This is a genomic window from Streptomyces albospinus (assembly GCF_014648695.1).
Classification (GTDB): domain Bacteria; phylum Actinomycetota; class Actinomycetes; order Streptomycetales; family Streptomycetaceae; genus Streptomyces; species Streptomyces albospinus.
Map to the genome: position 1 here is coordinate 52,647 of NZ_BMRP01000025.1, position 17,039 is coordinate 69,685.

A 17,039-nucleotide genomic window follows, 5' to 3' on the forward strand; every position below is an offset into this window, starting at 1 on the left:
GGTGCGGCGCCTGAGCGTCGGGAGGATCCGCGGGGGTTTCGGGCAGGGCGAGGAGCGCCGGGTGCGGTCCGGGACGGGGAGGGGTCAGCGCGTGTGGTCCTGGGCCTCGAACCGGTGCATCCGGTCGGGGACGCGGTCGGCGGTCGGTTCGTGCAGTTCGTCGACGACGCGGCCGTCGGCGAGGAAGACCACCCGGTCCGCGTATGCGGCGGCCACCGGGTCGTGCGTGACCATCACCACCGTCTGTCCCAGCTCCCGTACCGAGTCGCGCAGGAAGCCGAGGATCTCGGCGCCGGACCGTGAGTCGAGGTTGCCGGTCGGCTCGTCGGCGAAGATGATCTCGGGCCGGGAGATGAGGGCGCGTGCCACGGCGACCCGTTGTTGCTGGCCGCCGGACAGTTCCGCGGGCCGGTGACCGAGCCGGCCGGCCAGCCCGACGGTGGCGATGACGGTCTCCAGCCAAGCGGTGTCGGGCTGCTGTCCGGCGAGTCGCAGCGGCAGCGTGATGTTCTCCAGCGCCGTGAGTGTCGGCAGCAGGTTGAAGCCCTGGAAGACGAACCCGACCTTGTCCCGGCGCAGTTGGGTCAGCTCGCGCTCCTTGAGCAACGACAGTTCGATGCCGCCGATGCGGGCCGAACCGGAGGTCACCGGGACCAACCCGGCCAAGCAGTGCATCAGGGTGGACTTGCCGGAGCCGGACGGGCCCATGACGGCGGTGAACCGGCTCCGCGCGAATTCGACGAACACCTCGTCCAGGGCGGTGACTTGGGTCGATCCGTTGCCGTACGCCTTGGTCAGGCCCGTGGCGCGGGCGGCTGGTTCGGTGGCGGGAAGGCCGGGGGAAGGGAACGTCTGCGACATGGGTACTCCACCTGGGGTGCGACGGCCCGCAAGGAGGTGCGGCGGGCCTGGGGTCACACCCATCCTCACGGCGCTCATCTGCGGAAACATCGCTCCGCGGGCTGGACTTGGTGTCTGTCCGAGGTAAGTGCCCGCCGGGGGCTTCTCCGTCTTGGGGCAGAGCCGCGGCCGGTGGTGCTCTGCCTTTGGGGAGAGGCACGCTCTGGAGAGAGGCGAGCCGGACCAGGGAAACGGCGAGGGACCGTTGTGCACAGCCGCCGCTATCGCCGGCCGGGGAACGGATCGACTCCGACCGCGGCCTCCGACTGCTCACGCGCAAGGAGCTGGCCGGGCAGGGACCCGGGCCGGCGCCCATGGCGGTGCCCGTCACCTGCCGGTTCCTGTCAGGAGGTCAGGCCCGCCTGATGGGCGAGGAGCGCCGCCTGGACCCGGCTCGCCGAACCGGTCTTGTCGAGGATCGCACCGACATGGCTCTTCACCGTGCCGATCCCGATGCCGAGCCGACCGGCGATGTCCTGGTTGGACAGCCCCTCGCCGAGCATCGCGAGAACCTCTCGCTCCCGGGCGGTGAGCCGGACCATGCGGTCCTCTCCGACTGCGGTATCGGCTTCGCTGCCGCGGAGCATCCGGGCGATCACCGTCCCGGTCACACCCGGGGAGAGCACGGCGTCGCCGGCCGCAGCCGCCCTGACCGCGCTGATCAGCTCCTGCGGCCCTTCATCCTTCAAAAGGAAGCCCGTAGCGCCTTCCCGTAGCGCGCGGACGACGTTGTCCTCCTCGCCGAACGTGGTCAGCATCACGATCCGCGGCGCGGGATCGAGGGCGAGCAGCGGTGCGATCGCGGCCAGGCCGTCGCACACCGGCATCCGGATGTCCACCAGCGCCACGTCAGGGCGGTGGGCGGCGGCCATGTCGGCGGCCTGCCGCCCGTCCGATGCCTCGGCGACGACGTCGATGCCGTCGGCGTGCCGGAGGATCAGGCGGACACCGTGCCGGACCATCGTTTCGTCGTCGGCGAGCAGGACGCGGATCGGCTGGGTGGGCTCGGTCACGGGGTCTCCCAGGGTACGGCGTCCCGGACCGACGGGACGGTGAAACGGTCGATGGCGATCAGACGCTGCGAGGCGTCGAAGCAGTAGCGGGCCACCGTCAGGCCGCCGGGGCGGCTCTCGGTGGCGCCGTTGAAGGGATAGATGCAACCGGCTGAGCCGAGGGGGCGGGGCGGCTCGTGGCCGGTGGCCGCGGCCCGGACCGCCGCGTTGTCCAGTACGCCCGTGCCCGCTACTTCCTGGTAGGTCATACCGACGCGGGGCAGCGGCGGCGGCCCGTTCTTGTGGGGATGAGCGGCGTACACGAAGCCGACCTCGAGGACCATCAGCACGCACAGCGCCACCAGCCCGAAGGCGAGCGTCAGCGCCTCGATGGTCCGACGACCGGCCGGTAGTGGGCCTTCACCGTCCCTGCTGCCCGCCGTCCCTGACGGGGCATCGCCTTCCGCCGTCCCGGACACCGCAGGCAGCGGGCCGGACCGCTCCATGACGACGGCGTCACCGGGATCGGCCGGCACGAGTGCATCCACCTGAAACCCACCGGAGGGCAGCGGGGCGGCATGGAACGTCCCACCGAGCAGTTCCACCCGCTCCCGCAGACCCGTCAGACCGCGACCGGTGCCCCTGCCCTCGGCGGCGACCGGCGGCCTCGGCGGAGCACCGTTGCGGACGGTGACCCGCACGTCCTCGTCACCGTGCACGACCGTCACGGCGACGTGCGCCGCGCTCGCGTACCGGTGCACGTTGGTCAGGGCCTCCCGCACCACCCGCTGCACCGCGCGCCGTACCCGCGCCGGGCGGGCATCGAGATCCGGCCCCGTCCAGTCGAGCCGTACGGCGATCCCTCCGTCGCGGGACTGCGCCACCAGTGTCTCGATGTCGGCGCGTGAGCCGGTCGCATCCGTGAGCACATCCGGCCCGGTGTCCCGGCCGAGCGGCCCGAGCACCCCGAGCGCCTGCCGCAGTTCACGCATCGCGTCCCGGGTGGCCTGCCGCACCAGCACCGCCTCCTCGCGCAGTTCAGGAGCGGCTCGGGCCAAGGCCAGTTCCAGTCCGCCGGTGTGCAGCGAGACGAGACTGAGCCGGTGGCCCACCAGATCGTGCATCTCGGCGGCGATACGGGACCGCTCGTGCATGCGCGCCTCGCTGTCCGCAAGCCGGCGGGCCCGTTCCGCCGCGTCGCCGCGCTCCCGCAGCGCCCGCAGCAGACGGCCTTGCTGCCCGTACGCGGTACCGACCAGGCCCGGGACGATCACAGCGGTCGGCGTGAGCACCAAGCCGAGCGCCAGCCCGTAGAGCATCGGGCCTAGACCCAGCCAGGGCGCGGCCACCGTCGCGGATGCCACGACAAGGGCACCGGCCGCGCCCAGCAGCCCGCTCAGCCGCCGGGCCGGGACCGTCCGGCGGGCGACCGCGTACGCCGTCGCCGCCGTGATCGGTCCCAGACACGGAGCGGGGCCGATCAGCACCGCGAGCGTCAGGAGCACGGGACCGGGAAAGCGGCGGCGCAGCGGGAAGAGTGCGGCACCGAGCGCGATCGCCGGCAACTGGAACCCGGGGTGCGGCAGGTACTCAAACCGCGTGACCGCCCCATACACGGCCAGGGATGCCAGGACCACGCCGACCGTCTCCGCCCCCGCCCGCCCGGCCCTTCCCCGCATCGCTCCCGCAGGGAGGCGATATCGGGCGAGATGGCTGAAGAGGCTGGCGAGAGGCACAGTGACCAGTATCGATGTCCAGAAGCTACGGAGGCGTGCGCCTCACGGGGGATCCACCGCTCTACCGAAAGGCAGACGGCCAGGCGCACGCGCCGGCTCACGGTGCCACGCGGCTGCGGTGACATTTCGTCGTTGTGGAGGTGGCATTCGGCGTCGTTCAGCTCTTGCCCGTGGTGCGGGCTCGCACCACATCACCGGCGACCCCGCCGGCCGGCCGCCGGACCTCTGCTCGGCGCCGAGGCTCGGCGATGCCGGGATCGGTACGGAGGCCGCACGCGAGCCGACCCCGTCATCACCCTTCGTCACACTCAACATGAGGTGGGAAAACGCTCACCCGGTTCGGACTTGAGCCGGAGTATCACGCCAACCAGCGGGACGTTGCGAGCACGTGAAGCCGACTTCCGGTGGCCGGTCGCCTGTCACAAGGAACGGAGCGCGCCTCCGTCGATGTGGATCATGCTGCCGGCCGTGTAAGAGGCCCCGGGCGACAGGACGACGGCTGCCAAGCGCCCGAATTCCTCGGGCGTGCCATACCGGCGAAGTGGTGTGTCGGCCGTCCGCTGGATGCGCGTTTGCCGGGGATCGCCCGTTGCCTGTTCGAGCTGGGTCAGGCGGTCGGTGGCGATGGAGCCGACCGCGAAGCCGTTGACCCTGATGCCGCGTGGGCCCAGTCCGTCGGCCAACGTCTTGGCGGCCATGGCGAGTCCTGGACGGAGCCCGTTGGACACGCTCATGTTCGGCCACGGGGACTTCACGGACAGGGATAGGACGAAGCCGATAGAGCCTCCGGCCGGCCTGGCGTATAGCGGATGACGGTCAGGGCAGCGTTGCCGTGGTTGAGGCCGAGCCAGCGCCACTTCGGGGCGTCCGTGGCGTGCCGGACCAGCCAGCCGATCAGGAAGCTGTGGGTGACGACCAACTCGTGGCGTTCCCCGTTGTCTGCCACCGGGCCAGTGAACTGCTCCAGGGCCTGACGTGCCAACACTGGACCGCGTTCGTGGTCCTCGGCCGTCGACCAGGAGAGGAAGCGCAAGAGGAAGTCGGCGCAGTCGGACGGCAGTTCATCTCGGTCCGGGAAGTATGGGACACAGTCACCGGCACTCTCCGAGGCTGTGACCGCAGCACCGTCCAGGCGCTCGCCGATCAGGCGCGCCGTCTCCGCGGCCCGGGACAGCGGCCCGTGATGCACCACCGAGATGGGGCGGTTCCCCAACCGACGGCCGAGCAGGACAGCCTGCCGACGGCCGTTGTCGGACAGTCCGCTCTCGTCCGGCAGCGCCTCGCCATGGCGCGCCAGGTACAGGTAGCGGGTGGCCAAAGGCGGCGCCCCGGGCTTCGGCGATCGGAGCCCCAGCCGGCGGCGACCGTTTTCCCCATCGCCCATTCGAGTCGAGCCACCAGTCTCCCTCTGATGCACCTCACAGTGCCGTCACCGCGACGGAGTAACGGAGCGTGACCATTTTGTTACTGGCCCGTTATCGCGGTGATCCCGGCACAACGCCGGGATCAGGACAGAAAGGAAGTTCCGCCATGGGCAAGGCAATGCGTGTGGTCGCGGGCGCCCTTGGGGCCGGTGCGCTGCTTCTGTCAGCGGCAGGCACGGCCAGCGCCGGAGGGGGCGACGAGGTCTTCGATCAGCACGTTCGGTGTTCGCCGTCGTTCAGCCTCCTGTTCCCCTCCACGGAGGGCTGCCGCACGAACATCTTTATCGACAACCAAAAGACGATCTTCAACCTCAGGCAGACCGCCGGGGGCGACATCAGCGGCATCGTCGTGAGCGGCGAGAGAGGCCTCGGCCGGGGAGTCCTCAACGGGAGAGGCCTCGGCCGCTGACACAAGCGCCGCACCCCGGGAGTGCGATCTTCCGGCGGTCCGGCGTCGCGCCTCATTTACCTGCCCGCCGGATCCACCGGCGGGCAGTGCGCGCTCTCGTGGGTGACATCCGGAAGGATCTCTGCCGACGAACACGCCGAACGACAAGGACGCCGACTTCCTCAGACCACAGCCGTCCTGACCGTCCTTGGGAACCACACCGGTGGTCTTACGACTCTCCTGTTCCCCCGACGTCCCGCCGGCTCGACACCGCAGCACGCGCGATCGGCGACAAGCTCAGTGCCCGCTCCTCTTCGACGACCAGCCAGCCCTTCTCGAGGAGTGACTGCAAGAGCGGGCGGACCTCTTCTCCCAGTTCGTCCGCCATGTCGTCATCTGTGGGAAAGTGGCCGGCCCGGACGAAAGCGGCGACGCGGAGGACAAGAGCTTCCTCCTCCGCCGTGATGTTGAAGTCCATGCCGTTGAAGGTATCCGCACCACTGTGCTGCGGCACCCTTACGTCAGGGCCAGAGGCGGCGGGCCGACTCAGATCTTGACCTTGTCGAGGCATCGGCGCACAGCGGCGATGCTCGTGTCGGTACCGTGTTCATCAGCGCTGTCATCAGCATCAGCACTTCCCGCCTCAGCGCAGGCATGAAGCTGGTCCGGATCGCCTTCGCGTTTGTGGCACCGTTCCTCGGAAGCGTGCTCTGGTTCTCCATCGGACGCCCAGACGCCCGACGCATACCCGCCACCCATTGATGCCCGGCCCCGCGCTTGGGCGCAGTCCGACGGGTCATGGCCGGGCTCGCACCGTACAGGCCATGACCCGCTCGAACCGGATGCAGTCATGGACGTTCCCAACGGTGATCCTGAAGGCCGGCGGTCGAACCGGCCCATCACAGGCTGGACGGATCTTCGCCGTCGCCCCGCCGCGGGGCGTCCTTGAGGCGGCCGGTCACCACCAAGTTGCCCTCCGGGGTGCGTCGCGCGAGGTAACCGGTGCGGAAGTAGCCGTCGGTGGTGAAGGAGCGTGCGTCCCGGTCAGGCGCCCGATAGTAGCCCCGCACGGTATACGGACCGCGGGCGAGGAGTACCCCGGGCTCCCGGTCGGGCACGTCCTTGCCGTCGACGTCGACAATGCGGATCTCATCGTCGGGCGAGAGCGGGCGGCCCTGCGTGGTGAGCACGGTCTCGTCCGGATCAGCGAGCCGGGTGAGCGTGACCAACCCCTCGGCCATGCCGAAGACCCGTTGTAGACGACAGCCCAATTCGGGGCGTATCCGTTCGGCGGTCGCCCGGTGCAAGGGCGCGCCACCGATCTGCACGAGACGCAAACTGCTCAAGTCGGTCTGGACCGTGGGAAGTGCGTCGAGCCAGAGTTGGGCGGCGGCGGGCGCCACGGACGTGATGGTGATCCGCTCTCGTCCGATGACCGGAAGGCATTCGGCGGGATCCGGGTTCTCGACCAGGACGACGGTACCGCCGACGGAGAGGGTGCCGACGATGCCGGGGCAGCCGAAGGTGAAGTTGAACTCAGCGGGCAGCGCGGCGAGATACACGTCGTTCTCGCTGAGCGACACCAGCTCGGCGGCGGCCCGCGCCTGGTAGGCGTAGTCGTTGTGGGTGCGCGGAATGATCTCGGGCGCCGCGGTGGTACCACCGGAGAGCAGGAAGAACGCCACCTGGTCGGCGCTCTGCGCAGGCGCCCGCGTGGACGGGGCGTCGATGGAGGCCAGCGGGAAGTAGTGGCACCCCGACCGGTCGGTCGAAAGGCCGCCGTACGGGGACGAGGTCCCCGGTGCCTGGTGGGTGAACACCCGCCGCAGAAAGGGCCCTTGGGCCGCGATGTCCGCGGCCATCGCCGTGTGGTCGAAGCCCTGGTACGTCGAGGGACCGACGTAGCCGGTCGCCTCGGTGACCCGCACGAGGTGGGACACCTCGGGCGCACGGTGCGGGACTGGGCAGAACACGGGGACCGCGCCGACGCGCATCAGCGCGAAGACGGTGATGACGAACTCGGGAACGTTCGGTAGCTGGACGACGACCCGTTGCCCGGGCCGCAGGCCGCGCAGCCGGAATCCGGCGGCCATGCGGTCCGCGCGCCGGTTCAGGTTCGCGTACGTGATGCGGGTGCCGCCGTGCACGAGCGCGGTCCGCGGTCCGTATTGCAAGGCCCAGCCGCGCAGCAGGTTGTCCAGCGTAGTGCCATGCCAGTGCCCGGCCGCCCAGTAGCGGTCGACGAACTCCTCGGGCCAGGGAGTGCAACCGTCGAGCATGGATGTCATTCGCTTTCTTCTGTACGGGTTGTCAACCGGAAGCCGTGCGGGTCGTGTGTCGTTGTGACCGGGCGCGGCAGCGGTGATCTCGACGGCGCGGCCCCGGCCTCCCTCCCCATCGCCCTCCTCTCAACGCCTGGGGGGCAACCCCTCCACCTTGACCTTGACAACCCAAGCTCTCAACACCCCTATACGCAATGGGCTTTCCCGACCATGGACCCGGAGATCCCTCAGCAGAAAGTCCAATGAGCGCAGCTGACCAGGAGGCGTCCTCGGAGTTCGATCACCGCCCACGACGCATCGACTCGGAGCGCCTCCGCCCGGCCGGGGCCCGCTGACCAGGCCGCGGCCACCCAACGACGGCCGGCTGAGCTCATTCACCAAGCCACTTGTCGCCCCGTATGCGGGCATGCAGATGTTCGTCGTGCCAGCCGTCCGCGTGCAGCAGGGCACTACGCATAGTGCCCTCCAGGGCGAAGCCGGCCTTCGTCGCAACCCGACAGGATGCCGGGTTGGCTACAGAATGGGTCAAGCGCAGCCGGTGCAGGCCCAGGTCATCGATCGCCCACCGGCTGAGGCGCACCGCGGCGTCGGCCATCAGGCCACCGCCACGACCAGCCGGCAGCAGCCAATAAAGGATCTCCGCGCTCCCGCCCTTGAGGTCCATGTCCGCCCAACCGATCAAACCCATGGGGCGCTCACCGAGCCGCGCGATGGCCCAGATCGCTGCCTGCTCGGATGTCCAGCGCTCATGCCAGCTCGCGATCTTCGCTCGGGCGTCCTCCAGGGAGACGTCACTCCCTGGACGGTTCCACTGCTGAACGTCCGGGTCGAGACTGGCATCCACGAGGGTCTGGGCATCATCTTGTCGCCACGGACGCAGTTCCACGTCCCCCGTGAGCCGGAACACGGGTTGTTCGATCCGGCTCATCCGGCCCGCAGGCACTACGGCAGGTGTCGAAGGGATCATCGCTGCATCATGCCACTCGGGCGCTGTCGCTCAACGGCCAACTCCAGGGTCAGCAGCAGGTACTGGCGCCGCACTCGGCGCTGTTTTGAATACTCCCATTGGTCATAGAATCGGCATGTGACTACTGAAGATTCCGCATACGCGGTACTGGGTGCGTTGGCTGATCCCGTGCGCCGTCGGCTCTATCGGCACGTCGCCGCCGCCCCGGGTGAGGTAGGGCGCGATGCGGCCGCGGAAGCGGTCGGGGTTTCCCGATCACTGGCCGCCTTCCACCTGGACAAGCTGGTCGAGGCAGGACTGCTGGCCGTGTCCTTCCGACGACTGTCCGGGCGCACCGGCCCCGGGGCGGGGCGGCCGGCGAAGGTGTACCGGCGTGCCGAGGGTGAGCACGCCGCGTCCGTCCCGCCCCGGTCCTACGACGCCGCCAGTCGGCTGCTCGCCGAGGTGGTGGAGAAGGCCGGCTTGGACCGGGAGCTTCAGGCCGCGGCGAAGGCGGCGGGTGCGGCACATCCGGATGCGGCTGCCGGTGACATGGTCGAGGTGCTGCGGGCCCGCGGCTACCAGCCCTTCTGGGATGGGGAGACGCTGCGGCTGCACAACTGCCCCTTCCACGCGCTGGCCGAGGAGTTCCCCGCCTTGGTCTGCGGGATGAATCTGGCGCTGCTCGAGGGCCTGGCACCCGAGCAGTGGTCGCCGACGATGGATCCGTGTCGCGGCGGGTGTTGCGTGGCACTTTCTAAAAACCAGAGTCATTGACTATAGAAGCAAGGCCGGGCCATGCTGGGCCCATGACTAGCTTTCACCTTGCGCAGGTCAACATCGGCCGCACCGTCGCCCCGCTGGACGGCCCCGAGTTGGCCGACTTCGTCGCCCAACTGCCCGAGATCAACGCGCTTGCCGAGCGCAGCCCCGGGTTCGTGTGGCGCATGGTCGACGACGAGGGCGAGGACGCGACCGGATTCCGCCCCGACGAGAACGACGACATGCTCCTGATCAACTGCTCGGTCTGGGAGTCGGTTGAAGCCCTGCGGAACTTCACCTACCACACTGATCACCTGCGCGTACTGAGCCGCCGCCGCGAGTGGTTCCACCGCATGGTCGAGGCACACCAGGCCCTGTGGTGGATCCCAGCCGGCCACCGCCCGAGCATCGCTGAGGCGATGGAGCGGGTCGCGATGGTACGCGAACACGGCCCCGGACCACTCGCGTTCACCTTCCGTGACCCCTACCCGGCACCAGCCACGGCCGCGCAGGTCTAGGGTCTGTCGCGAGGGTCGATCAAGGTCGTAGACGATCGGATCTCCTCTGGGTGACCGTGACCGCGGTGCACTCCTTGCTTCTTCGGTACCGGAGTTTCGCCGACGCCGACAAGTCCGGAGTGCGCACGGTCGGATGCGGCGGCGCCCCGATCGCTCCCCCGCTCGTGCGATCGCTGAAGGCTGCGTTCCCGCAGGCAAGGCCGACGAACAGCCACCGCACGACCTCGGACGGGGCGCAGAGCGGGACGCAATGCCGCCCGGCCTCCCTGCCGTGCGGCATTGCGTGTGCCCCGGTCGACGTTACGAGGCCTCGCCGGCCACCCTGGCGAGTACTGCCTCACGCAGGCCGGCGGGGTCCACCTCCAGAGCCGCAAGCACCTCAAGGCCGCGCCCCTGCCCCGCTGCCAGCAGGCCGAGCAGGACGTGCTCGGTGCCGAACTTCTCGTGGCCCAGTGCGCGTGCCTCGCGCAGGGTTTGCTCCAGGGCCTTCTTGGCGTGCGGGGTGTATGCGGGCCTCGGGTACTGGAACGCACCGGGGCCGAAGGCCTGGTCGGCCCGGCGCTGGATCTCCGCGACGTCGATGCCGATGGAGGACAGGGCGTCCTTCACGGGCTGTCCCCCGGCGGCGGCGATCCCGGCGGCCTCCAGGATCCGAACGGTCTCCTCCCTGGCGCGCGTCAACTCGACGCCCTGCTCGCGCAGTACGTCGCCGGCCGTGCTCCGGTCGGTGCCGACCAGGCCGAGCAGGATGTGCTCCGTACCGATGAAGTCATGTCCGAGGGCGATCGCCTCGTCCTGGGACAGCACCACGGCGCGCCTTGCGCGGTCGGTGAAAAACTCGAACACCTCTACTCCTCTTTGCCGGTGGCTTTGCGCCTGCTCGCGTGCTTTTCATGCACCGACTGCCTGCTGACGTTCAGCGACGTGGCGATGCTCTGCCACGACCAGCCCTGGTCGCGGGCGTTGTCGACGTGGACCCGCTCAAGCTCCTCCAGGAGACGGCGCAGTGCGACGACGGCCTGCAGTCCCACAGCGGGGTCCTTGTTGGTGACCTGTCCGGCCAGTGAGGCCGGTGTGTCCTCAGCTCCCATACATGTCAGGTTGCCCTGACGGATTGCGAGTGTCAAGGAATCCTGACGGCGGGTGGCTGGATCGCTTCACCCGTTGCCTCGCACCAACGGTGAAGGCCCCTGATACCGGCCAACCTCAGCGTCAGCTACGACCAATGGCCGCCTACCCCCGTACGCGGCAGTCCTCGTCAGGTTGATCTCTCAAGCCGGCCATCACCAGCCCGCCTCCCACCCCCCTTGAGTGGCACCCCCTCCTATGCCCGAGTGGACCGACCGGGCCGCGTCGACCGGGTCGCCGCCCCGCACCTGCGGTCGCGGGCCGCCTGACGACGAGTCCGGCGCACCGGCGAACCGGGCCAGACCCGCGGCTTACGCCGACCCCGCGGCCGGCAGTTCACCACCACAGCCGACCTGTCAGCCGGTGCGCGAGCACACGAACCGCCCCATCGCTCCCGCCCACGACCGGAGTTCATGCCCGGCCATCAGAAACCCGGCAATCACATTCGGAAAGCGGGCGACTTCCGAGACAAGCCACCCATACCGGGAGAACAGGCACGCCAAAGCGGGAAACAATCTCATCTAAACCCACACCAACCCCTACAAAGCAAGTCCCGTAAACACTTCTGCGCGACGAACCACGCTTCCCCGAGACGGGACTCCGGGGCGTCCGGCACGTCGGACCGGCCGGGGCTCAGCGGCAGATGCCCGGGATTGACGGAGGGCGCGACCAGCCTCCCCACAAAGGCCGTGTCCACCTCGGTTTCACAGAGACCGGATGCATGACATACGTCACGCTGGCGCACACTCACAACTACGCGACTTAGTAGATCTTCCGGAGGGGACATATGAGACTTTGTCGGCCTTGAACCGGCAATGACGCCCGCGATACGGGTCGATTGTTGATTTCCCTGATCCTTTTGCCCGCCCACAGCCGCTGCACTCAATCCTGACGGTGGGCCAGGTGCGTACGGCATTCGCAGTGAGCGAGCAGCACGACCACCCGCCCATCGCAAGAGGCCCAGTGCCTACTAGGGCGGCTAGTAGCAATGCGCGTTGCCTCGACCATGCGGCACTTCTCAGAATGGCGGCCAGCGAGGCACCTGCCCTGCTCAGGCGTGGGGATGGAGCAGAAGCGACTGTCCGATGGCGATCCGCAATGAGCGAGTGAGGTCACGCATGAGAAAGCACCGCAGGAAGAGGAACCGCAGGCGCATCACCCTCGCCGCCCTCGCCGTAGCCGCCGTGGGCGTCCCCTCCGTGGCCATGGCCTGCTGGGGCGGGCATTCCGACGGCGCGGGCCACTCCCGCCACCAGTCGGAGAGCGCAGCGGCGCTTGAGCAACAGCCGACGACGGGCGCGTGGAGCGCGGAACCCACCGCGACCCCCACAACGGCATCAGCCACACCGCGGCGCTCGGAGGCGCCGGAGACGGCGAAGGCATCAGCGGCGCCGAAGAAGACGACGGCGCCGGAGGCACCGAAGGCGTCCAGGACACCTGCCATGGCGAAGGTCTTTACGGCGCCCGTCGCGTCTCCGAGTCCTTTCGTATCCGCGCCCACGGCTTCCGGCACCGCGGCCCGCGTGGTGGAACTCGTCAACGAGGAGCGCGCCAAGGTCGGCTGTTCCCCGCTCACTCTCAACGCAAAGCTGGCAAAGGCCGCTCAAGCCCACAGTCAGGACATGGCAGACCACCGCAATATGTCGCATACCGGATCAGACGGGTCGGACCCGGGCGCCCGGATCAACAGCGCCGGCTACGCCTGGAGCAGTTACGGGGAGAACGTCGCCTACGGGTACGACACCTCGGAGAGCGTGATGGCGGGCTGGATGTCCAGCCCCGGGCACAAGCGCAACATTCTCGACTGCTCGTTCAAGGAGATCGGTGTCGGCCTCGCACAGCCCGGCAGCTACTGGACGCAGGACTTCGGCAGCGCCCAATAGCCGCACAACGAAAAGGGCGGGCACTGCCGATTCGCGCATGCTGCGGATAGCGGGTCGCCAGGTCCCCGCGCCCGGCGCGGGGACCGCGGGACACTGCGTGTGCGGTGGGCGTTTCCCCTGACGGTGGTGGCCTCCGCCACTCGGTTGCGTTCGCTGACCAGGCGGAGCGGGGGGAGCGGGGGGAGCGCGCGTACCGGGGTTGCGTCGTATCACCCTGCGCGCAAGCCGCTGCGCCGATCTCCTGGGGGTGTCCAGGTCCTTGCGCCGCCGAGGGTTCGGGGGAAGCCGGCCGCCTGAACGACTTCGTGCGGTACTGAGGCCGCCGCGGCGTGCTGAAAGGAGACGGCGTTCAGCACGCAGTGCGGCGCTTCCGTCCCGTCGGCCGGAGCCTCCCCTGTGCGTGGCGGACGGTCAGTGTTTCTGCGGGGGCAGCACCTGGATGGTGTCGCCGACCGCGCGTTCCCCGGTGGCGTCCGAGGGGTTGTTGACGAGTCGTCCGTTGACGGCCATGGCCGTCGAACCGCCGCCGTCCAGGTTGAGTGCCTGCACGGCGCCGAGCGAGCGCATGAACGCTGCGCCTTCGGCGAGGGTGAAGCCTTCGCTGCCGCCCTTCTGCCGGCCGTCCACGGTGACCAGGAGGAGTCGCCCTCGGGCGTCGATCCCGGCCATGGTGCGTGGCTGGCGGACGTTCGCCCAGGCGTAGCCGAAGGACAGGTCAGCGGGGTCGACGACGCCCTCGGTGGCCGCGTCGATGCTGATCCGGCCGCCCTTCACCAGGGTCGGAGCGGCGCTGACGATGCTGTCGTGCGGGCCGAGCGCGATCCGTCGGCCGGTGGTGTCGCGGACGTCCTTTGTGATGCCGATCGGGTGTCCCGGCTTGGCGTGGGTCGTCAGCCAGTCCCCTGCCGTACCGATGCCTTGCAGGACCGTGCCGTGCGCCGGGATGCTGCCGCCGCGCGGGCCGACCGATATCACCTGGCCTGCGGCACCGATGACTGCCTGGGTACCGGTGCCGGTCGGCAGCGCGGCGCCGAACTCGGGCGTGAACAGGACCAAGTCATCGGACTCGTGACAAGTGACGTCCTGCCAGGGAAGGTTGCTGGGAGACGCGCCGGGGCGCCCGCAGTCCCGGACCGTGCCGGGCACGCGGTCGACACCCTGCACCTGGTACGTGGCCCTACCCGAGCGGGCAGTGACGGTCGTGCTGACGTTGGCCACCCGGTTGTGCCGTCCGCCGTCTTGGAGGATGAGTGCGGCCCGTGCACCGGCGGACAGCGATTCCAGCCTGCCGCTGTAGGCGCCCAGCCCGGACTGCGTTCCCGGCACGCCATCGGCGTCGGCGGTGACGAAGAACCCACCGTTGATCCCGGCCAGGGACCCCAGTTTCGCGGCGACCGACGAGGTCGTCTCGCGCTGCGTGACCTTGCCGTCGTGGGTCGCCTGGACGCTGCCGGTGAAGGAACGCGGGTCGATGAGGGCGACGTGCGCGACCTCGCCGTCGGCCGGCTTGTCGGCGTCGTAGCCGGTCCATGTGACGGTGGTGTGGAATCCGGCCGAGGCGATCGCTCCGGCTGCGTGCTGCGCCGCCGCCTGGGTGGGATACGAGCCCACCCGCACCCGCAGGCCCATCACGCCGTGCGGGGTGTCGCTGTAGTCCGGCCAACGGACGGAATCGACGCGGGGCGGGTGACCGTACGCGGTCAGCCGCCGGGCGGTGGTGTCGGCCCAGGACTTCGACCCCACCTCGGCCCAGGCCGCGGCGCCGGTCAGCCGGCTGGTGACCGGCGCCTGGACGGTGACCGTCCAGTACGGTGCGGCGGCCGAGTCCTGGAGAGTCATGGTGCGAACCCGCACACCCGGGGCCAGCTGCTGCGTCGACGTGGTCGACCACTTCGTACCGGTCGGTGTGCCGGCCTGAGCCGTCCCGTTCGCCCCGGAGACGGCGACCGCGGCCACCACGACCGCGGCGCTCACGCCTGCCCAGGCACGCCTGGCCTTCTTGCTGTCCAAGGGGATCCACACTCCTGCGGGCGAAAGTGTCCAACCGGTAGGGCTTTCGTACCGGGTTTGCGAGTTGATCGAAACGTGTGGACGGGATATTTCCGGTTCCGTGGCACGACGGCCCGGCAACGCAGAAGTGAACGCTCGGCCAGACCGCCGGCCTGCCCGATACCCATGGCGAGGACCCGGGCCTTCACCGATACCCACACGCGGCGGGCGAAGCTCGTGCGCAGGCCCGGAGCGCCGAGCCGGTCGCGATCCGGCGGTGGGCGGTGCGTGAACTGGCTGACCGGGCCGAGGCCGAGCCGGTGCCGTCCGGCGGGTTCGATCCAGCGCCGGCGGAGGTCGGTCGGACGGCGGGTCGGCTGCCCCGGGTCCGGGCGGCGGCCGGGCGGGTGCTGCGGCGGGCGGTGACGGTGCGGGTAGGGATCGGCGCCGATGCACAGGGCACACTGCGCTACCCCTGGGAGGCGCCGCGGCGCGCCCAGAGGGCGCTGCGGCTGGCCTGCCACCGGCGTGTGGACGTCATCGCTCCCCGCCCCCGTGCCGCCGGGCCGAGGGGCATCCGGTTCGCCGATGCAACTCAGCTGCCCAGTAAGCCGAAAGGTCCTCAAACGTCGCCAACGAGATCCACCGGACGTTCCCTTCGGAGGGCAGCCCTGGCTCCCTTGCCGGAGCTGACCAGGGCTGCTAAAGAGGCGGCGGCGGTTAAGGCGGCGATAACGGAGGGCGTGTTCAGCCCGTCGGACGCGTCACCGGAATCCATGATCAACGCTGTGGCGGCGGCGACACTGGCAACGCCTGTCGCGGTCACGGCGAACGCCATCGCAACCCCGAGCGGGGCAAGTAGTCGCAAGATCTTGGCGGACGGTCGGCACCGGGTGACGACGGCGGGGGGCGCCACCGCCACGGCAATGAGGAACACTGCCAGACCGAGCCACCCCAAGTCCCAGAGCCGCGAGGAGGGCTCGTCGAACAGGTAGCGGAGTGCCAGGGCGCACATCCCGAGCGTCCCCACGGGCAGCAGCGCAGCGGCAGCCGCCAGGGGGCGCCACACGGCCCAGTTGCCGGATCTGGAGGTTTCCGCGACGAGCAGGAGGGCGCCGAGCAGCGGGATGAGCCCACTGCTGTACACGGCGTACTGCGCAACGTAGAGCAGAGGCCGCACCCAGTTCGCCGAAGCCGGCCTCAGATGATCGGTCAAGACAATGTGCAGCAACGGCAGGGCATAGAGGGCGGCGCACCAACTGGCCCAGGTGGTGGCAACACTTGCCTGCATGCGGCGCCGGCGCTGTTCGGCGGACTCATCAGGCATCACCGGGCGAAGCCACGCCCGAAGCGCGCTGAAGAGGAGGTCTGCGACGACGCGTGGGCCGGCGCCGGTGTCCTCGACCAGTGCTTCGAGTTCAGGGCCGTAGCGCTCCCGGAACGAGGGAGGATACGCCCGCAAGGCCAACCTGCCAGGCATGTTGGTCATGCGCCTGCCACCCCCAGCCGGCTCAGCCCGACACGTGCGAAGCGAGCCATCGCCCGGAGTCTGTCGTCGAGCACGGTCTCCCCTTCTGTTGTGAGGCGGTAGGGCCGGCGGCGCTCGTCCCCCTCCAACGCCGCGACCAGACCGCTTTCCTCCAGCCGCGAGATGGCGGCGTACAACGTGCCCGGCCCCAGCCTGATGGATGTGTCTTCCTCGACGTCCTTGATGATCGCGTAACCGTGCTTGGGGCCATCGGCCAAGCTGGCCAGGATCAGGAGCGCGGGTTCAGCCCATCCGACGCGGTCGCGTTGGCGCGGCATCGGGCACCTCCTTCGATCACCTGCGACTAGTACGTTACACGATATAGCGTCGTACGAAGTAGTCATCAGGTGCGGCAGACCCCCGATCCGCGATGGCGCTCGTGCGTGGAGCCATGCAGCCACCGTGCGCCACGCAACGCCGCCGCCGACCAGGGGCGCCGCCCACCGGCCGCACCTTGTCACCGTCGTCGAGCGGGCGGAGCAGCAGCTGCTCGACCGGCCGGGGCACACACCTGCGCGAGGACCACCGATCAGGCCCCTGTTCGACCGCCAACTGCGCTGACA

General features: G+C 69.6%; 18 protein-coding genes and 2 pseudogenes. 5 read left to right on the forward strand and 15 right to left on the reverse strand.

Features of this window, described 5'->3' with window-relative positions; all coding sequences use genetic code 11:
* Positions 1-84: 84 nt before the first annotated feature.
* From IEZ17_RS28145 to IEZ17_RS28165, 5 genes and pseudogenes are all read right to left on the reverse strand, one after another.
* Positions 85-861, reverse strand: coding sequence for an ABC transporter ATP-binding protein (locus IEZ17_RS28145; RefSeq protein WP_189304911.1), 777 nt, complete (start codon positions 859-861; stop codon positions 85-87).
* A 383-nt stretch (positions 862-1,244) separates the two neighbouring features.
* On the reverse strand, positions 1,245-1,913 hold the full coding sequence (locus tag IEZ17_RS28150) for a response regulator (RefSeq protein ID WP_189304913.1): 669 nt from the start codon (positions 1,911-1,913) through the stop codon (positions 1,245-1,247).
* Positions 1,910-3,571 carry a sensor histidine kinase gene (locus IEZ17_RS28155; RefSeq protein WP_189304984.1) on the reverse strand — a complete coding sequence of 554 codons (1,662 nt, stop codon included), beginning with the start codon at positions 3,569-3,571 and terminating at the stop codon, positions 1,910-1,912. The genes IEZ17_RS28150 and IEZ17_RS28155 overlap by 4 nt, the downstream gene beginning before the upstream one ends.
* 476 nt (positions 3,572-4,047) lie before the next feature.
* Positions 4,048-4,422: pseudogene (locus IEZ17_RS28160) on the reverse strand (SDR family oxidoreductase); the annotation flags it as partial.
* Positions 4,380-4,946 carry a histidine phosphatase family protein gene (locus tag IEZ17_RS28165; RefSeq protein WP_229852727.1) on the reverse strand — a complete coding sequence of 189 codons (567 nt, stop codon included), beginning with the start codon at positions 4,944-4,946 and terminating at the stop codon, positions 4,380-4,382. The gene IEZ17_RS28165 and the pseudogene IEZ17_RS28160, both read right to left, overlap by 43 nt.
* Before the next feature lie 134 nt (positions 4,947-5,080).
* Between IEZ17_RS28165 and IEZ17_RS28170 the strand changes: the two genes are divergently transcribed.
* Complete coding sequence (locus IEZ17_RS28170; RefSeq protein ID WP_229852729.1) at positions 5,081-5,461, forward strand: hypothetical protein; 381 nt, start codon at positions 5,081-5,083, stop codon at positions 5,459-5,461.
* 208 nt (positions 5,462-5,669) lie between these two features.
* Here the strand turns inward: IEZ17_RS28170 and IEZ17_RS28175 are convergent, their stop codons facing one another.
* The 3 genes from IEZ17_RS28175 to IEZ17_RS28185 all read right to left on the reverse strand — a co-directional run bounded on the left by IEZ17_RS28175 (position 5,670) and on the right by IEZ17_RS28185 (position 8,689).
* Complete coding sequence (locus IEZ17_RS28175) at positions 5,670-5,918, reverse strand: hypothetical protein (protein ID WP_189304916.1); 249 nt, start codon at positions 5,916-5,918, stop codon at positions 5,670-5,672.
* Positions 5,919-6,339: 421 nt separating this feature from the next.
* The gene (locus IEZ17_RS28180; RefSeq protein WP_229852730.1) at positions 6,340-7,728 is read right to left on the reverse strand and encodes a (2,3-dihydroxybenzoyl)adenylate synthase; all 1,389 of its coding nucleotides are present in this window, start codon (positions 7,726-7,728) and stop codon (positions 6,340-6,342) included.
* A 364-nt stretch (positions 7,729-8,092) separates the two neighbouring features.
* Positions 8,093-8,689 carry a GNAT family N-acetyltransferase gene (locus tag IEZ17_RS28185; protein ID WP_189304918.1) on the reverse strand — a complete coding sequence of 199 codons (597 nt, stop codon included), beginning with the start codon at positions 8,687-8,689 and terminating at the stop codon, positions 8,093-8,095.
* 117 nt (positions 8,690-8,806) lie between these two features.
* Here IEZ17_RS28185 and IEZ17_RS28190 point away from each other — a divergent pair, with 117 nt between their 5' ends.
* A complete protein-coding gene (locus IEZ17_RS28190) occupies positions 8,807-9,445 on the forward strand; it encodes a helix-turn-helix transcriptional regulator (protein ID WP_189304920.1) in 639 nt (212 codons plus the stop codon).
* Between the two features lie 32 nt (positions 9,446-9,477).
* Positions 9,478-9,948: a DUF3291 domain-containing protein gene (locus IEZ17_RS28195; RefSeq protein ID WP_189304922.1), complete on the forward strand. Its 471-nt coding sequence runs from the start codon at positions 9,478-9,480 to the stop codon at positions 9,946-9,948.
* Positions 9,949-10,248: 300 nt separating this feature from the next.
* Here IEZ17_RS28195 and IEZ17_RS45240 read toward each other — a convergent pair whose 3' ends face one another.
* From IEZ17_RS45240 to IEZ17_RS44255, 4 genes and pseudogenes are all read right to left on the reverse strand, one after another.
* A complete protein-coding gene (locus tag IEZ17_RS45240; RefSeq protein ID WP_229852738.1) occupies positions 10,249-10,557 on the reverse strand; it encodes a Clp protease N-terminal domain-containing protein in 309 nt (102 codons plus the stop codon).
* Between the two features lie 93 nt (positions 10,558-10,650).
* Positions 10,651-10,794 (reverse strand): annotated as a pseudogene (locus IEZ17_RS45245) (Clp protease N-terminal domain-containing protein); the annotation flags it as partial.
* Positions 10,795-10,796: 2 nt separating this feature from the next.
* Positions 10,797-11,039 (reverse strand): hypothetical protein, encoded by a 243-nt coding sequence (locus IEZ17_RS28205; protein WP_189304925.1) that lies wholly within the window; start codon positions 11,037-11,039, stop codon positions 10,797-10,799.
* 1,088 nt (positions 11,040-12,127) lie between these two features.
* Entirely contained in the window at positions 12,128-12,520 is a 393-nt protein-coding gene (locus IEZ17_RS44255) for a hypothetical protein (RefSeq protein WP_308427715.1), read from the reverse strand.
* Between the two features lie 79 nt (positions 12,521-12,599).
* Between IEZ17_RS44255 and IEZ17_RS44260 the strand changes: the two genes are divergently transcribed.
* Positions 12,600-12,959 carry a CAP domain-containing protein gene (locus tag IEZ17_RS44260; protein WP_308427716.1) on the forward strand — a complete coding sequence of 120 codons (360 nt, stop codon included), beginning with the start codon at positions 12,600-12,602 and terminating at the stop codon, positions 12,957-12,959.
* A 411-nt stretch (positions 12,960-13,370) separates the two neighbouring features.
* Here IEZ17_RS44260 and IEZ17_RS28215 read toward each other — a convergent pair whose 3' ends face one another.
* The 3 genes from IEZ17_RS28215 to IEZ17_RS28225 all read right to left on the reverse strand — a co-directional run bounded on the left by IEZ17_RS28215 (position 13,371) and on the right by IEZ17_RS28225 (position 16,754).
* Positions 13,371-14,969: a phosphodiester glycosidase family protein gene (locus IEZ17_RS28215; RefSeq protein WP_229852731.1), complete on the reverse strand. Its 1,599-nt coding sequence runs from the start codon at positions 14,967-14,969 to the stop codon at positions 13,371-13,373.
* 601 nt (positions 14,970-15,570) lie between these two features.
* On the reverse strand, positions 15,571-16,437 hold the full coding sequence (locus IEZ17_RS28220) for a hypothetical protein (protein ID WP_189304928.1): 867 nt from the start codon (positions 16,435-16,437) through the stop codon (positions 15,571-15,573).
* The gene (locus IEZ17_RS28225; protein WP_189304930.1) at positions 16,434-16,754 is read right to left on the reverse strand and encodes a PadR family transcriptional regulator; all 321 of its coding nucleotides are present in this window, start codon (positions 16,752-16,754) and stop codon (positions 16,434-16,436) included. The genes IEZ17_RS28220 and IEZ17_RS28225 overlap by 4 nt, the downstream gene beginning before the upstream one ends.
* A gap of 124 nt (positions 16,755-16,878) precedes the next feature.
* Here IEZ17_RS28225 and IEZ17_RS28230 point away from each other — a divergent pair, with 124 nt between their 5' ends.
* Positions 16,879-17,037 carry a hypothetical protein gene (locus IEZ17_RS28230; RefSeq protein WP_189304932.1) on the forward strand — a complete coding sequence of 53 codons (159 nt, stop codon included), beginning with the start codon at positions 16,879-16,881 and terminating at the stop codon, positions 17,035-17,037.
* The last annotated feature ends 2 nt before the right edge of the window (positions 17,038-17,039 follow it).

What these genes read in the sequence shown, in the direction of transcription:
- IEZ17_RS28145 (WP_189304911.1), bottom strand. Translation starts at nt 861, where the DNA reads ATGTCGCAGACGTTCCCTTCCCCCGGCCTTCCCGCCACCGAACCAGCC.
- IEZ17_RS28225 (WP_189304930.1), bottom strand. Translation starts at nt 16,754, where the DNA reads ATGCCGCGCCAACGCGACCGCGTCGGATGGGCTGAACCCGCGCTCCTG.
- IEZ17_RS28205 (WP_189304925.1), bottom strand. Translation starts at nt 11,039, where the DNA reads ATGGGAGCTGAGGACACACCGGCCTCACTGGCCGGACAGGTCACCAAC.
- IEZ17_RS28185 (WP_189304918.1), bottom strand. Translation starts at nt 8,689, where the DNA reads ATGATCCCTTCGACACCTGCCGTAGTGCCTGCGGGCCGGATGAGCCGG.
- IEZ17_RS28195 (WP_189304922.1), top strand. Translation starts at nt 9,478, where the DNA reads ATGACTAGCTTTCACCTTGCGCAGGTCAACATCGGCCGCACCGTCGCC.
- IEZ17_RS44255 (WP_308427715.1), bottom strand. Translation starts at nt 12,520, where the DNA reads ATGGCAGGTGTCCTGGACGCCTTCGGTGCCTCCGGCGCCGTCGTCTTC.
- IEZ17_RS28220 (WP_189304928.1), bottom strand. Translation starts at nt 16,437, where the DNA reads ATGACCAACATGCCTGGCAGGTTGGCCTTGCGGGCGTATCCTCCCTCG.
- IEZ17_RS28155 (WP_189304984.1), bottom strand. Translation starts at nt 3,571, where the DNA reads ATGCGGGGAAGGGCCGGGCGGGCGGGGGCGGAGACGGTCGGCGTGGTC.
- IEZ17_RS28180 (WP_229852730.1), bottom strand. Translation starts at nt 7,728, where the DNA reads ATGACATCCATGCTCGACGGTTGCACTCCCTGGCCCGAGGAGTTCGTC.
- IEZ17_RS28175 (WP_189304916.1), bottom strand. Translation starts at nt 5,918, where the DNA reads ATGGACTTCAACATCACGGCGGAGGAGGAAGCTCTTGTCCTCCGCGTC.